Annotated in this window: 15 protein-coding genes; 7 read left to right on the forward strand and 8 right to left on the reverse strand. The window is 59.0% G+C overall.

Translation table 11 applies throughout. The features are described from left to right. Nucleotides 1–94 precede the first annotated feature (94 nt). Entirely contained in the window at nt 95–1,609 is a 1,515-nt protein-coding gene (locus GS612_RS17745; protein ID WP_171642214.1) for a DUF2125 domain-containing protein, read from the reverse strand. A 140-nt stretch (nt 1,610–1,749) separates the two neighbouring features. On the opposite strand from GS612_RS17745, the gene GS612_RS17750 reads away from it, so the two are divergent. The 3 genes from GS612_RS17750 to GS612_RS17760 are packed head-to-tail and all read left to right on the forward strand — an operon-like array spanning nt 1,750 to nt 3,832. Then, complete coding sequence (locus GS612_RS17750; protein WP_171642135.1) at nt 1,750–2,493, forward strand: SDR family oxidoreductase; 744 nt, start codon at nt 1,750–1,752, stop codon at nt 2,491–2,493. Beyond that, nucleotides 2,490–3,098, forward strand: coding sequence for an enoyl-CoA hydratase/isomerase family protein (locus tag GS612_RS17755; RefSeq protein ID WP_171642137.1), 609 nt, complete (start codon nt 2,490–2,492; stop codon nt 3,096–3,098). Before GS612_RS17750 ends, GS612_RS17755 begins: the two co-directional genes overlap by 4 nt. Continuing rightward, a complete protein-coding gene (locus GS612_RS17760; protein ID WP_171642139.1) occupies nt 3,095–3,832 on the forward strand; it encodes a VOC family protein in 738 nt (245 codons plus the stop codon). Before GS612_RS17755 ends, GS612_RS17760 begins: the two co-directional genes overlap by 4 nt. On the opposite strand, the gene GS612_RS17765 is transcribed toward GS612_RS17760, so the two are convergent. Further along, nucleotides 3,833–4,129 carry an HNH endonuclease gene (locus tag GS612_RS17765; protein ID WP_171642141.1) on the reverse strand — a complete coding sequence of 99 codons (297 nt, stop codon included), beginning with the start codon at nt 4,127–4,129 and terminating at the stop codon, nt 3,833–3,835. Between the two features lie 48 nt (nt 4,130–4,177). Here GS612_RS17765 and GS612_RS17770 point away from each other — a divergent pair, with 48 nt between their 5' ends. Next, the gene (locus tag GS612_RS17770; protein WP_171642143.1) at nt 4,178–5,362 is read left to right on the forward strand and encodes a TIGR03862 family flavoprotein; all 1,185 of its coding nucleotides are present in this window, start codon (nt 4,178–4,180) and stop codon (nt 5,360–5,362) included. A gap of 1 nt (nt 5,363) precedes the next feature. Here the strand turns inward: GS612_RS17770 and holA are convergent, their stop codons facing one another. The 4 genes from holA to GS612_RS17790 form a co-directional block, all read right to left on the reverse strand. Next, on the reverse strand, nt 5,364–6,392 hold the full coding sequence (gene holA, locus GS612_RS17775; protein ID WP_171642145.1) for a DNA polymerase III subunit delta: 1,029 nt from the start codon (nt 6,390–6,392) through the stop codon (nt 5,364–5,366). Beyond that, nucleotides 6,389–6,880 carry an LPS assembly lipoprotein LptE gene (gene lptE / locus GS612_RS17780; protein ID WP_152459267.1) on the reverse strand — a complete coding sequence of 164 codons (492 nt, stop codon included), beginning with the start codon at nt 6,878–6,880 and terminating at the stop codon, nt 6,389–6,391. The genes holA and lptE overlap by 4 nt, the downstream gene beginning before the upstream one ends. Next, nucleotides 6,867–9,404, reverse strand: coding sequence for a leucine--tRNA ligase (gene leuS / locus GS612_RS17785; RefSeq protein ID WP_171642147.1), 2,538 nt, complete (start codon nt 9,402–9,404; stop codon nt 6,867–6,869). Before leuS ends, lptE begins: the two co-directional genes overlap by 14 nt. 72 nt (nt 9,405–9,476) lie before the next feature. Next, nucleotides 9,477–9,959: a DUF3576 domain-containing protein gene (locus GS612_RS17790; RefSeq protein WP_152459265.1), complete on the reverse strand. Its 483-nt coding sequence runs from the start codon at nt 9,957–9,959 to the stop codon at nt 9,477–9,479. Between the two features lie 285 nt (nt 9,960–10,244). Here GS612_RS17790 and GS612_RS17795 point away from each other — a divergent pair, with 285 nt between their 5' ends. Then, nucleotides 10,245–11,327: a porin gene (locus GS612_RS17795; RefSeq protein ID WP_171642149.1), complete on the forward strand. Its 1,083-nt coding sequence runs from the start codon at nt 10,245–10,247 to the stop codon at nt 11,325–11,327. A 101-nt stretch (nt 11,328–11,428) separates the two neighbouring features. After that, entirely contained in the window at nt 11,429–12,088 is a 660-nt protein-coding gene (locus tag GS612_RS17800) for a YggS family pyridoxal phosphate-dependent enzyme (protein WP_171642151.1), read from the forward strand. Here GS612_RS17800 and GS612_RS17805 read toward each other — a convergent pair. Then, the gene (locus GS612_RS17805) at nt 12,072–12,572 is read right to left on the reverse strand and encodes a L,D-transpeptidase family protein (RefSeq protein WP_171642153.1); all 501 of its coding nucleotides are present in this window, start codon (nt 12,570–12,572) and stop codon (nt 12,072–12,074) included. The two genes, GS612_RS17800 and GS612_RS17805, sit on opposite strands and share 17 nt — an antisense overlap. Then, complete coding sequence (gene ribA, locus GS612_RS17810; RefSeq protein ID WP_171642155.1) at nt 12,569–13,660, reverse strand: GTP cyclohydrolase II; 1,092 nt, start codon at nt 13,658–13,660, stop codon at nt 12,569–12,571. Before ribA ends, GS612_RS17805 begins: the two co-directional genes overlap by 4 nt. Before the next feature lie 162 nt (nt 13,661–13,822). On the opposite strand from ribA, the gene GS612_RS17815 reads away from it, so the two are divergent. Continuing rightward, the gene (locus GS612_RS17815; RefSeq protein ID WP_117872957.1) at nt 13,823–14,509 is read left to right on the forward strand and encodes a response regulator transcription factor; all 687 of its coding nucleotides are present in this window, start codon (nt 13,823–13,825) and stop codon (nt 14,507–14,509) included. The last annotated feature ends 48 nt before the right edge of the window (nt 14,510–14,557 follow it).

Genomic DNA, 14,557 nt, shown 5'->3' on the forward strand with positions numbered 1-14,557 from the left:
GGATCGCGGTGAACCCGTGCCGTTTCAGAGGTTTGGGCAGGGGTTGGCAGGACAGAGAAAGGGCCGCATGTTGCGCGGCCCTTTCCGTTGATTGTCACTTGATACGTTGACCATTCGCCAGGATCTGGCCGTCTTCGGTGAACTCGATCTTCGAGTTCAGTGTGTCAGGTTCTTCGCCCGGAACTGCCATCAGACCCATCATCATGCGGGCACCCAGCGCGTCTTCGTCCGAGATGATTCCCATGCCGATCAGGGTGTCGATCAACTGGTTGGCGCCAACCAGCTGAAGGTTCGCCACGCCGCTTGGGCTGGGCAGGCCATCAAACTCTTCGGTATTGGTGTTGTCGAAAGCAAAATCACCGTCACCGGTCAGTTTGGCGCCAACCAGCGAAACCAGCAGTTCGTTGATCTTCAGCGAGTGCAATTCCCCCGGCGCTTCGTCGGATTCGACGTCGATTTCAGGATCGAAGATATTCATCAGCACTTTCGCGGTTCCCGTCGCATCCAGCGCAATCGTCGCCGGATCACGCGGCAACGCGCCCGCAGGATCGAAAATGCCCCACAATATGTCCGACATGGTGAAATCGGTCAGGTTCAGCCCAAAGCCGAAGGGTTGAACCTCGTCCGATTGCTGGATGGGGAATTCGAAGTTCAGGCCCGCCTTGGCCATCGAAAGTTCGATCGGGAACGGCAGGCCCGCCGTGGTAACGGCCATCTTCGTGCTGTTCTGGTCAATGTCATAGACGATACGCTCTGCATCGATGCTGGCTGCAAAACGCCCGCCTTCGGACGTGCTGTTCATCGAGAACGCCTGACCTTCGCTGGTCCCGCTCAGATCCGTGCTGCCCGCGGCATAGGTGAAGGTGCCGTCAAACGAAAAACCGGCTTTGTAAAAGGCTTCTGGGTCCGAAAAGTCAAAATCCGGCGGGACCACGTTGTTGCCCTCAAATGCCAGTTGATCGAGTTGACCGTTGATCAACCCGCTTTCGCCGCTTTCAGGATCCTGAAAGTTCAGATCATAAGTTAACGTGGCTGCGTTGAACGTCTGGCTGATGTTCCGATTGTCACCGATCTGCATCCGCGAGCTGCCGGACAGATCGCTTGCTTGGACATCGATACCAAACACATCCTTGGGCAGAGCCTCACCATCGACTTCAATCGAATCCAGTTTCACGCCCAGATTGTCAGCCTTGTAGTCATAGGTCATGTCGTCCGGTGTACCTGACACGACCATGTTAAGTTGGCTATGGGAATAAGTGACAGTGGCTGCGAAGTTTTCGTCTTCGGCCTGACCGGTGATTTCCATGGGAAAGCTTTCCGGCAGGTCAATGGTAACGGTCCCGTCATCATTTTCGGTCAGTGTCATTTCCGGCATGACCATCTGAAACTGTCCGTCCTCTTCGGGAAGGGCAACTGAAAGTGTCATGTTGGAAATCGTGGTGACGTCGCCCGAGGTGCTTTCGTCTCCTGTGACGGTGTAACCCATCGAGGTGAAATAGCTCTGCCAATCGGACCAGACGTCATCGGCCGACAGATCGGCAAACGCCCCTTGGGTGGCAACGGCATAAGCCAGGGCAGCGCCGCAGCTGCGGCGAAGGAAAACGGACATAAGGTAACCCTTCTTGATCAATTTGTGGCGCATGGTCGGTTTTGTGGCGGGTATCGTCAAGGGGGCAAGGGCTGGACCCTTTCCCCGTTTACGCGCTACGGCTGTAGCCGACAGAGATTGCAATGCGTGAGGAAGGGCAAATGCAGGGAAAAACTGTTCTCATAACCGGGGCCAGCCGAGGAATTGGGGCCGAGGCAGGGCGCGTTTTTGCCGCAGCCGGCGCCAATGTCGCATTGGTGGCTCGTAGCCAGGATCAGATTGACGCTCTGGCGGCCGCATTGGGCGATCAGGCCATCGCATTGGCCTGTGACGTCAGCGATTTCGCGCAGGTGGAACAAGCCGTGGCCACATGCGTGGACCGGTTCGGTGGGTTGGATGTTCTGATCGGCAACGCGGGTGTGATCGATCCGATTTTTCATCTCTCGAATGCTGACACCGAGGCGTGGAGCAAGGCCATCGACATCAACCTGAAAGGTATTTTCTACGGGATGCGCGCGGCGTTGCCGGTGATGCGGGCTGCGGGAGGAGGGAGCATTCTGACGATCTCGTCCGGTGCAGCATCGAACCCGGTCGAAGCCTGGAGCCATTATTGCGCCTCGAAGGCCGGGGCCAAGATGCTCACGGAATGTCTGCATCTGGAAGAAGCCCATAATGGTATTCGCGCCATGGGCCTGTCACCGGGGACGGTGGCCACCGATATGCAGCGGTCGATCAAGGCCAGCGGCATAAATCCCGTCAGTCAGCTGGACTGGGATGTGCATATTCCCGCGGACTGGCCCGCACGGGCGCTGTTGTGGATGTGCTCGGATGATGCCGATGAGTTTCTTGGCACTGAAATATCGCTGCGGCTTGAAGACATTCGCAAACGGGCCGGGCTGATATGATCGATTTGACCAAAGAAGGCGGCCTGTGGACCGTCACGATCAACAATCCCGGCAAGGCGAACGCCCTGACCGGGGCCATGCTCGCGGAACTGGCCGAGATCGCCGAATCCGCGACAGGGGCCAAGGCGTTGATCCTGACCGGCGCGGGCAAAGTGTTCAGCGCAGGGGCAGATCTGGACGAAGCGCGCGCCGGTCTGGCCAAATCGGATGTCTGGGAAAGGCTGTCCGGCGCCATTGCCGCGTTGCCCTGTCTGACCGTTGCCGCACTGAACGGCACTTTGGCAGGCGGGGCCAACGGTATGGCACTGGCCTGCGATCTGCGCATTGCCGTGCCATCGGCCAAGTTCTTCTATCCGGTGATGAAGCTGGGGTTTCTGCCACAACCGTCCGACCCCGCGCGGCTGGCGGCTCTGGTCGGACCGGCAAGGGCCAAGTTGATCCTTTTGGCGGGTCAGAAAATCACCGCGCAGGAGGCGTATGAATTTGGCCTGGTGGACCGGATTGTCGATCCCGATCACCTGATGCAAACCGCACGCGATCTGGTGGCCGACAGCGTGAACGCCGACCCCGAGATCGCGGCGGGAATCGCAAGGTTGTGCTCATGAGGCTGTCTGCACTGCGCCTGCGGGTCGCCGACCCGGATCGGCTGGCCGCGTTTTATCGCGACATTCTGGGCATGTCCGTCGGCCCAGCAGAAACCGGCTACCGTGTCGGCTATGACAGTGCAGACGCAGATATTTTGTTGCTGCCGGGTGGAGGAGGGTACTCCCATGACAAGGGGCAGCGCTACTGGAAGATAGGAATCACTGTGCCGGATGTCGATCTTGCGGAGGCTCATCTGCGCAGGTTCGACGTTCCAGTGAGCACGCCGAACCAGTTTCTGGACATCGGCTACATGTGCCATTTTGCGGATCCCGAAGGGTTCGTCATCGAACTGCTGCAACATGATTTCGAAGGCAACCGGCCGCCGTATGCAGCGGACCCCGACGCGCCTTTTGCGCAGGCTCGGATCGGTCAGATTACCCTTCGAACCGGCGATATTGCCTCCGAAGACGCGTTCTGGCGCGCCCGGGGCATGTCGTTGCTGTCGATGCAGGAGGTCGCCCCTTACGGCTTTGACCTGCACTTCTATGCGTTTACCGACGAAACCCCGCCCAATCCTGACCTTTGGGCTGTTGAAAACCGCGAATGGCTGTGGAAACGCGCCTATACGACGTTGGAATTCCAGCATGTTGCGGGCGCACAATTCGCCCATGTACCAGACTTTCAGGGTATCGAGATCGAAGGCCTGTCCGAACCACTGACGGATATTGTCGGCGGCCAGATCCTGCCGGGTTGATCAGCGCCCGCGCCGCTTGCCCGGAACTTTCGAACGAAACCCGGGTGGGCGTTTGCGGACCCAAGTCAGAAATTTCTCGAGCCTTGGATGCGCACGCAGGGCCTCGACCGTGTTGAAACAGCGTGCCAGTTCGGCTTCGGTCAGGGTGGCGTGCACCTCTTTGTGGCAGATCTGATGCAGCAGAACGGTAGGTCCGCCCTTGCCTCCTTTGAGTTTTGGGATCAGATGATGCAGGCTGCCACCCCCATTGGGGATCGGGCGGCCGCAAAGCGGGCAGATCGGATCGCTGTTCGTCATGATGATGTGAAACTTGCGCCTGTGAGGGGCGAAGGCAAGAGGGTGCGAATGGCGCATGCAGTGGTGATCGGAGCAGGCCCCGCCGGGTTGATGGCGGCCGAACAGCTGGCCGCAGCCGGGCATTCCGTGTTGGTGGCCGAGGCCAAACCTTCGGTCGCGCGCAAGCTCCTGATGGCCGGGAAATCGGGGCTGAACCTGACCAAGGACGAGCCGCTTGACGACCTGATCCGCGCCTATGGTGAAGCGGCAGATTGGTTGCGTCCGATCATGTCTGAATTTGATGCCGAAGCTGTTCAGCACTGGGCGCGCGGGTTGGGGCAGACGTTGTTTGTCGGCTCGACGGGGCGCGTGTTTCCCGAAGCAATGAAGGCCTCGCCCTTGTTGCGGGCCTGGTTGGCACGATTGGACAAGGCCGGGGTCGAGATCAGGACCCGCTGGCGTTGGACTGGCTGGGAAAGTGATGCGCCGGTGTTCGACACTCCGGACGGGCGGCGCAGTGTTTCGACGGATGTCACCGTGCTGGCACTGGGCGGTGCAAGCTGGGCCCGCCTTGGCTCGGACGGTCACTGGGCGCAGATATTGGCCGGAAAAGACGTGGCTTTAGCACCCTTTGAACCCGCGAACTCAGCCATTTCCGTTGATTGGAGCCCACATATGCAGCCCCATTTCGGGGCCGCATTGAAATCGATCCGATGGATGGCAGGCGATTTGGAAAGCCGAGGAGAGGCTGCGATTTCCAGAACCGGTCTGGAAGGCGGAGGGCTGTACTCGCTGACACCGGCGTTGCGCGCGGGGCAGCCATTGTTTGCTGATCTGACGCCTGATCTGGACCAACAGGCTCTGCTGGCGCGGTTGTCCGCGAAACGGTCGAAAACAACGCTGTCCCAGTGGATGAGAAAATCGCTGAACTTGTCTGCTCAGAAAATCGCCCTGTTTCATGAAATGGCAAAACGCGGCGGACACTCTCAACCCGTACAGGTGAGCATGTTGAAAAAGCTGCCTATCCGGCATGCCGGCCTTCGCCCGATGGACGAAGCCATTTCGACCGCAGGTGGTGTCAAACGGACAGCGCTGGATGACCGGCTGATGCTGACGGCCCTACCGGGTGTGTTTTGCGTTGGGGAAATGCTGGATTGGGAAGCCCCAACCGGGGGCTATCTGCTCACGGCCTGCCTGGCGACCGGGCGCTGGGCCGGTCGGTCTGCCGCCGACTGGTTGGAAAAGGCTGAGTGACCTAGCGGGATCGCGCCAACATCGCCAAACGGATCATCGCGCGTTCCACCAGCGCCATTGCGGGGGCCGTCTGCCCGGCCGACCGTAGCGCCAAATCCGTATCGGTCAGAACCGTCAGCGCGGTTTGCAGCTTGGCCGCCCCCCAACCTTGTGCCTGTCGCAGGATACGGTCACGCCGTTTGCCGTAAACCGGCGGACGCAGCTTGCCGATGCCCTGCGCAGCACCACGGGGATCGGACGCGCAGGCATAGAGTGTCCGAAAATGCCGCATCGCTCCGATGCACAGAGTCACGCCATTGGTGCCCTGCGCCTGCAACCTCCGGATCAGCGGCCCGATCTCACCGGCGCGGCCTTCGGCCACGACGTTGAGAACATCATCCAGCGCCGCCTCGGTCGAGCGCGGAGCGCAGGCCTCGATATCTTCGATCGTCAAATCAGAGCTGTCACCGCGCTTGTAAAGAGACAGTTTTTCAATCGTTTGAGCGAAATCACCGGGGCTGAGGCTGACGGCCAATTCGCTGATTGCAGACATGACATCTCGGGGCACGTTTTTCATACCCGACTCGGCAAGAACCCGTTCCACTTCGGCGCGTGAGGGAGGGTCGTCATAAATGCCGACGGCATAGGCGGCAGGGTGGCCTTCGAACGCCTTGCGGATCTTCGAGCTGGGTTTCAATTGCCCCGCGGTCACGATGATCTGGGCGTCTCCGGGGGCCCAATCTTCGAGCGCGGCCAGAATTGCCAGCGCCGCGGTTTCGGTTGCGTCTTCCACGAAAACGGCACGTGGGCCGGGAAAGAAGCCGACCGCCTTGACCGCGTCCAGCAGCAGGGCGGGATCACCACGCAGATCGCCACCGGGCATGCGGGTCAGGCGCATTTCTTCTTCGGCTTGGGGGCCAAGCAGAGCGGCCAGCACCTGTTGCCGCTTGAGCGCAACCCGCATTGCATCCGCGCCATAGATAAGCAGCCCGGTCTTGTCCGCGTCCGGCTTGGCAAAATACCCCTCAGCCTCGCGCGGGCTCAGCTTCATGCGGCCAGATCCGGTGTGGCGTAAAGTCGGTTCATGATCTGACCCGACAGAATCATCATCAGCCGTCTCTTGGCATCGCGCTCATCCGCCAATGTGGAAACGGTCGATCCTGCGGCAGAATATGACACAAAATCCGCCACCGAGCCCGAGGCGATGATCTGACCGGTTGCGTTGGACCGCAGGTTGTATTGTGCGCTTCCGTCGATGGTGTAGCGCTGCGTTTCGTTTGTGGTGGTGATTGCTGCGCCACGCGTTACGGTCGAAACCTGAACATCCAGCTTGTAATCGTTCACCGACCCGGCGCTTCGCCCCAGTTGTTGTTCCAGATTTTGGACCAGCAAATAGCTTTCCACGGTGTTGGGCGCCGACACCTCGACGCGGCCATACAAGGCCGAACCCGATCCGCCAGGTGCATAGACGGGCTCAAAGCCGCAGGCGGCCAGCGCCAGCGGCATCAGCAAAAACGTTCTGCGATCAAACGACAACATTCACAATCCGGCCCGGAACGACGATCACTTTCTTCGGCGCATTCCCTTCCAGCGCCTTTTGAACAGCTTCGGTGCTGAGCGCAATTTTTTCAACCTCGGCTTTGTCCAGATCCTTGGCCACGCTGATTTCCGCGCGACGCTTGCCGTTGATCTGAATCGGCAAGGTGACAGTGTCATCAACCAGCATTGCCTCGTCGGCGACGGGCCATGGCGCAACGGCCACAAGGCCTTCGCCGCCCTGATGGGCCCAAATATCTTCCGCCAGATGCGGTGTCATCGGCGACATCAGCTGTGCCAGCGTTTTGATGGCCTGCTTTTGGGCCGCAGCACCTGCCTTGGATTTCGCCAGCGTGTTGGTGAAGGCATAAAGCTTGGCGATGGCCGCGTTGAAGCCAAAGCTTTCAACACCCAATGTCACATCGCGGATGGTTTTGTGCATCTCGCGCAGCAGTTCCTCATCGCCTTCACCCGTGGCGTTCGGGTCCATGGCGCCGATCTTGTCGCAGAGATTCCAGACACGGTTGAGATGCTTGTACGCGGCCTCGGCCCCCGCAGCCGTCCATTCCACGTCCCGTTCGGGTGGCGAATCGGACAGCACGAACCAGCGCGCGGTATCGGCGCCGAAGGCCGAGATGATGCTGACCGGGTCGACAACGTTCTTCTTGGACTTTGACATTTTGGCCGATGGGATGATCTCGACCTGTGTGCCGTCAGCCAGTTTTCCGTCTGTGACCTCCTCGGGCAGGTGAAAGACCGGACGACCGTTGGCATCGCGGGTTTGGTAGATCTCGTGCGTCACCATGCCCTGCGTGAACAACGCGTCGAAGGGTTCGATGGCTTTGTCCGGCAAATGCCCGGTGATGTTCATCGCGCGGGCGAAGAACCGCGAATACAGCAGGTGCAGAATCGCGTGTTCGATCCCGCCGATATACTGGTCTACATTCATCCAGTATTCCGCCTCGGCCAGATCGGTGGGCGTTTCCGCTCGCGGAGCGGTGAATCGGGCGAAATACCATGACGAATCCACGAATGTGTCCATCGTGTCGGTCTCGCGCTTGGCAGGGGCGCCACAGTTTGGGCAGGCGCAGTCGCGCCAGGTCGGGTGGCGGTCCAGCGGGTTGCCCGGTTTGTCGAAGGTGACATCATCGGGCAGGCGAACCGGAAGGTTCTCTTTCTTTTCAGGGACCACACCACAGCTTTCGCAGTGAACGACAGGAATCGGACAACCCCAATAGCGCTGACGGCTCAAGCCCCAGTCTCGCAGGCGATATTTCGTGACCCCTTCGCCCCAACCGGCTTTTTCGGCGAAATCGATGGTGGTGTTGATCGCTTCTTCTCCGGTTGCTTCGGTCAAGCCTGCGAAATGGTTCACCCAGCGGACTTTCTCGGTCTTTGGCGGGACAAAGGCGATCTTGTCGACCGGCGTGTCGTCGTCCAGCGCAAAGAACGTATCGATCACCGGCAGATCGTATTTGCGGCAGAAATCAAGGTCGCGCTGGTCATGTGCCGGGCAGGCAAAGATCGCACCGGTGCCGTAATCCATCAGGATGAAATTGGCGATCCAGACAGGCAGTTCCCAGTTCGGGTCCAGCGGGTGCTTGACGCGGATGCCGGTATCGAAACCCAGCTTTTCGCCAGTTTCGATGGCTTCTTCCGTGGTGCCGCCCTTGCGGCATTCGGCAACGAATTCAGCGACTTCCGGGTTTTCGGCCTCAAGCTGTTTGGCGATCGGGTGATCGGGCGAAATCCCCACGAAGGACGCGCCCAGCAGCGTGTCGGGGCGCGTCGTGTAGACAGTGATCGGTTCCCCACCATCGGTGCTTTCGAACCCGAATTGCAGGCCGCGCGACTTGCCGATCCAGTTTTCCTGCATCAGCCGAACCTTGGCGGGCCAGTTTTCCAGCGTGTCCAGAGCGTTCAGCAGTTCTTCGGAATAATCCGAGATCTTGAAGAACCACTGCGTCAGCTCGCGCCGTTCCACCAGCGCACCCGAGCGCCAGCCGCGCCCGTTTTCCACCTGTTCATTGGCCAGAACGGTCATGTCCACCGGATCCCAGTTGACCACGGCGTTCTTGCGATAGACCAGCCCGGCCTCGAGCATGTCGAGGAACAGCGCCTGCTGCTGGCCATAGTATTCCGGATCACATGTGGCGAATTCACGGGACCAGTCGATCGACAGGCCCAGCGGCTTCATCTGGGCGCGCATGTCGGCGATATTGCCGTAAGTCCACTCTTTGGGGTGGCCGCCGATCGCCATGGCAGCGTTTTCCGCCGGCATTCCGAACGCGTCCCAGCCCATGGGGTGCAGAACATTGTGCCCGGTGGCCAGCTTGTGCCGCGCGATGACGTCGCCCATCGTATAGTTGCGCACATGCCCCATATGGATTCGGCCGGACGGGTAGGGGAACATCTCAAGCACATAGTATTTCGGCTTGTCCGCCTTGTGGTTGGCGGTGAAGATTCCTGCCTTGTCCCAGGCTTCTTGCCATTTTGCTTCGATTTCGGTGGCCGAATAGCGCGACATTGTGCGGTCCTTCGTGAATGAAAACGCCGGGTAGGAACCCGGCGTGGTATTAGTGTGATTTTCGGCGGAGTGCTAGAACTTGTTGTCCGCGATGCGCAGCTGACGCGCGCGGGACAGAATCGCATCCTCCACCGCGCGGGTTGTTGCCGCGCTTACCGGGGCGCCTCCGCTGGATTGCAGGGCGACGGACAAAGACCGCGCCGCAAGCGCCGGATCACTGATGTGTACGGTCGCCCTGTATGACCGTCCTCCGCCCGGAGGAGTGCCGTAACCCGTTACGATCACTCCGGTAAACGGATCGACCTCCTGCACAGGCAAGAAGTTCAATATGTCCAGAGAAGCTGCCCACAAGTACCGGTTTACATTGGTGGTCTGCTCGGCCGTGCTGCGATCGAAAATGTCCCAAAGCGTGGTACGTTCAGGGTCGTTCAACTCGCGTTCATCGGAATTACCGCTGGCGGGATTGGGGGAATAAGTCGAAGTGCTTCGATTCTGCCCGCATGCCGCAATAGTGGTGGTCAGCATGATTAATCCCAAAATCGTAGGCAGGCGCATTGTCAGCAGGTCCTGTTTCACTTGTTGTGCAGTATTCAGGGCATACTCCTAGCCAAGGACCCTCGCTGCAACAAGCCTATTCTTCTGAAATGTAAGCGTGTCAGCCTGATCCGGGCAAAAACGAACTGTGGCATCCTTGCACCAATCTGACCCCAATGACGTGACCGGGTTTATGCCAAGCTTGCGCAATGGGGGCAAAAAGAGCGAAACGGTGTCCGTGCTGAGACATATGCCGAGGCATGTGTCGAGTAGATAACTCTTTTGAATGAAACCGAGGGAAACAAGATGAAAAAAGTTCTCTTCGCATCGACGGCGCTGATCGCGACCGCAGGCGTTGCAGCAGCTGAAGTTAACTTCAGCGGTTACGGCCGTTTTGGTATTGGCTACGTTGAAGACCGTACAGGCAGCTACGACGTTGTTCGCACCACACCGACCACTGTTAGCACTGCTGGTGGCGGCACCGCAGTCGTTACTCAGACTTCGAACGCAAGCGTTGCGACTCAAACCGACGACGTTATCCTGGTCTCGCGTTTCCGTCTGAACATCGACGGCATCGTAGAAACCGACGGCGGCGTTCGCTTTGAAGGCCGTGTTCGTCTGCAAGCCGACGAAAACAACAACGGTGAAGCAAACTCGGCCGGCCTGAACGGCGCGCGCTTCTCGGTCATCTACGGTGGTCTGCGTGTTGACGCGGGCAACGTTGCTGGCTCGTTTGACAACCTGGCAAACTACTACGGTAACGAAGTAGGTCTGGAACTGTTCGCAGGTCAGTACTCGGGTGTTGACTATAGCTTCCTGGCATACTCGTCGACCGGTTCGGGTTCGAACGCTGTGTTCTTCCAGTACTCTGTAGGCGACTTCTCGTTTGGCGCTTCGTACGACCAAGCGACACTGGCTACAGTTCCTGCAACTCCTGGTGGCCTTCCGACCGGTCCGGCAACCTTCACCGATGCAGACCGCTGGGACATCAGCGCAACCTACACCTTCAACAACATCACTGCCGCTCTGGCCTATGGTCAGACCGACGCAGGTGCAGGCAGCGATCCGAGCCTGACCGTTCTGACCCTTGGTGGCGAATGGGGTGACTTCTCGGGTACTCTGTTTGTCGCGGACGACGCAACCAAAGTTGCTGCGACCGACGGTACTGCATGGGGTCTGTCGGCTGCCTACAACCTGGGCGCTGCAACCACCCTGCTGTTCACCTACGGTGACGGTAACGCCTCTGCTGACACTCAGCAGGTTGCTATCGGTGCGATCTACGACCTGGGCGGCGGTGCATCGCTGCGCGGTGGTATCGGCCGTGACGACTGTGACGCTTGCGCAAGCGACACAATCCGTGCCGACTTCGGTGCTCAGTTCAACTTCTAAGCTGATCTGAACCGTAAAGTTTAAGGGCGGGTCTTCGGACTCGCCCTTTTCTTTTGTGCCGACTTGGTGTTTTTCTGCGCCAAAGACAGATTGAGGGCCCCATGTCGTTGCAAGAAATCACCTCACGCATTGCAAATGCCGAAGCCAGATCGGACCGCCCTGCCGGTTCCGTCAAACTGATCGCTGTATCCAAAGTACAACCGAATGAGCGGGTTCAGGCCGTTCTTGAGCAGGGGCACAGGTGTTTTGGTGAGAATCGCGTACAGGAGGCGGCCAGCAAATGGCCCGCTTTCAAAGAGCAATTCGATGCCGTCGATCTGCATCTCATCGGCCCGTTGCAGACCAACAAGGCCAGGCAGGCGATGGAACTGTGCAATGCGATCCATTCGGTCGATCGCCCCAAACTGGCCAAAACCCTGGCGCGGCTGGCGCAAGAGTTGGGACACTGCCCCGACCTGTTCATTCAGGTCAATACGGGTGAAGAAGCGCAGAAGGCAGGCGTTCTTCCTGCGGATGCGGACGGGTTTATCGCGGAATGCCGATCGCTGGACCTGCCGGTACGCGGGTTGATGTGCATCCCGCCGGTCGATGAAGAACCGACTTTGCATTTCGCCCTCTTGGCCAAGATTGCCGCACGCAATGGGCTTGAGGGGTTGTCGATGGGGATGAGCGGTGATTTCGAGCAGGCCATCGCCTTGGGAGCGACCCATGTTCGTATCGGGTCGGCCATTTTCGGCGAGCGGGTCAAACCTCAGGGATGATTAGGCGCGTTCCAAGGGAAATTCGCCCTGCAATCCAATGCAGATGGTCCCGACGGAAGGCAATGCAGCCCTCGGTGGGGTAGCCGGGCCTGCGCCACTGGTGCAGAAAAATAGCCGATCCCTTGCCGGGAACGGCATTCGGCCAGTTCCAATCAGTCAACAGGACCAGATCGTAAAGCGGATCAGCCCGGCGCAGTTTTTCATGACTGAACGCATAAGGGGCCGGCACCATGTGATTGTAGTGGCTGTCCTCGACGTCATCCGACCACAAGTCCTGCGGCCCAATCGGGATTGCCCAGAAGTTGGGGGCGACCAGCCGGTCGGGCCGGTAGAGCATGCCGACGATTCGATGGCATCCGGTAGGTGTCGCCCCATCACCCTCGTGTTTCGTGTTGCTCAATCCGCCTTTGCCAATCGAACAGGGGAACGTCCTGCCGAGAAAGCGAACGCCACGCGGGGTGAGCACAAGATCGTTTGGGGTCACAACAGGTGCCCAGATTTCGCGGCTTTCGTGGCCAGGTATCCGCGGTTGTGCGCGGTTTCACCCACTTTCAAAGGAACGCGCTCGGTCACGGCGATCCCCGTGCGTTCCATCATCGAGATCTTGGCAGGGTTGTTCGTCAGCAGGCGCACCGAATTGAAACCCAGAGATTTCAGGATATCCGACCCGAGTCGGAAGTCGCGCTCATCATCCTCGAAACCCAGCCTGTGGTTTGCTTCTACCGTGTCAAAACCCTGATCTTGAAGAAAATAGGCACGCATCTTGTTGGCCAGCCCGATACCACGCCCTTCCTGGTTCAGATACAGAAGAACGCCAGCCCCTTCGGCCCCCATTTGTGCCAGCGCGCCGCGCAATTGCGGACCGCAGTCGCATTTCAGGCTGCCCATCAGATCGCCCGTGAAACAGGCGGAATGCAATCGGGCCAGCACTGGTTTGTCCCGATCCGGGCGGCCTATTTCGACTGCGTAATGTTCTTCTCCGCCATCTTCGGGGCGGAAAACATGCAGGCGGCCGGCCTCGGATACTTCCATCGGAAGACGCGCGGCAACCACCTCATACAGGGCGCTGCGGTCCGCCAGATGCGGGGCGGCGCGCGTGTGGTCAATGCAGGTCAGGCCGTGCGATACGGCAAAGGCCCGACCGTCTTCGACCGGCACGACGACCGCGGCGGGAAGAATGCGCGCGGACTTGGCCAACGCAATCGCGATGCGGTGCAAATTGGCGTTGCCGTGGCGCTCGGTCATCAACGGACCTTTCATCGGCGCGTTCAGATCGTCAGAGGGATCAGCAACCGCCTGCACCCAAGTGATATCTGCATCGGCGGGAATCGAAACGCGCGCGAGATCGCCGTCATAGGCCCGCGCCTTGAGTGTTTCGGCCCGCCGCCCGGTAATGGCCACCACCGGGTCTCCGAGCTTTTTCAGATCGGCCAGGCGTTGCGGGTTGAGCGTTTCCGCAGAGATCGCCAAAACGCTAAAGCCGCTGTCATCGGTCAGCACCACTGGAACGCCCATGCGCAGATCGGCCCGGGCCCGGGCAAGAAGTTCGGTGATATCGGGGATGAGGCTCATCTATGTTACCCTATAACGCTCAGCCCTTCTCCTAGCTGTTTCGAAAGGAAATGTGAAACATTTCTGCCAACTCTGACACGAAGGCGTGAAACCGTTGCAGCAAATCTTGTTGATTGCATATTCCGCGCGCAAGTGATGGAAAAGCGTTTGGAGGATCGGGAAATGGCTCAACTCAAGAAAATCCTGTTGGTGGACGATGACGAGGATCTGCGCGAGGCGCTTAGCGAGCAACTTGTCATGACCGAAGACTTTGACGTTTTCGAAGCTTCAGACGGCCAGTCCGCGATGGAGCGCGCACGCGAAGCGATCTATGATCTGGTTATTCTTGATGTGGGTTTGCCGGATACCGACGGGCGGGAACTGTGCCGCCTGATGCGCAAACAGGGCGTCAAAAGCCCGATTCTGATGCTGACCGGTCATGACAGCGATGCCGATACGATCCTGGGCCTGGACGCCGGCGCGAATGACTATGTCTCCAAACCGTTCAAATTTCCGGTATTGCTGGCCCGGATCCGCGCTCAGTTGCGGCAGCACGAACAATCCGAGGACGCGGTATTTGTTCTTGGCCCCTATACGTTCAAGCCGGCGATGAAGATGCTGATCACGGAAGAAGACCGCAAGATCCGTCTGACCGAGAAAGAAACCAACATCCTCAAGTTCCTGTACCGATCAACCGACGGTGTCGTGGCACGGGATGTGCTGTTGCACGAAGTGTGGGGATACAATGCCGGGGTCACGACCCACACGCTGGAAACCCACATCTATCGCCTGCGTCAGAAGATCGAGCCCGATCCGTCCAATGCGCGCCTTTTGGTCACAGAATCGGGTGGATATAGGCTCGTGTCTTAACTGGTTGTGGATTGATGTGGATCAAAGTGATACTCTGCACTCATAATT

Origin of the sequence: Ruegeria sp. HKCCD6157, assembly GCF_013110685.1 — a bacterium.
Classification (GTDB): Bacteria; Pseudomonadota; Alphaproteobacteria; order Rhodobacterales; family Rhodobacteraceae; genus Ruegeria.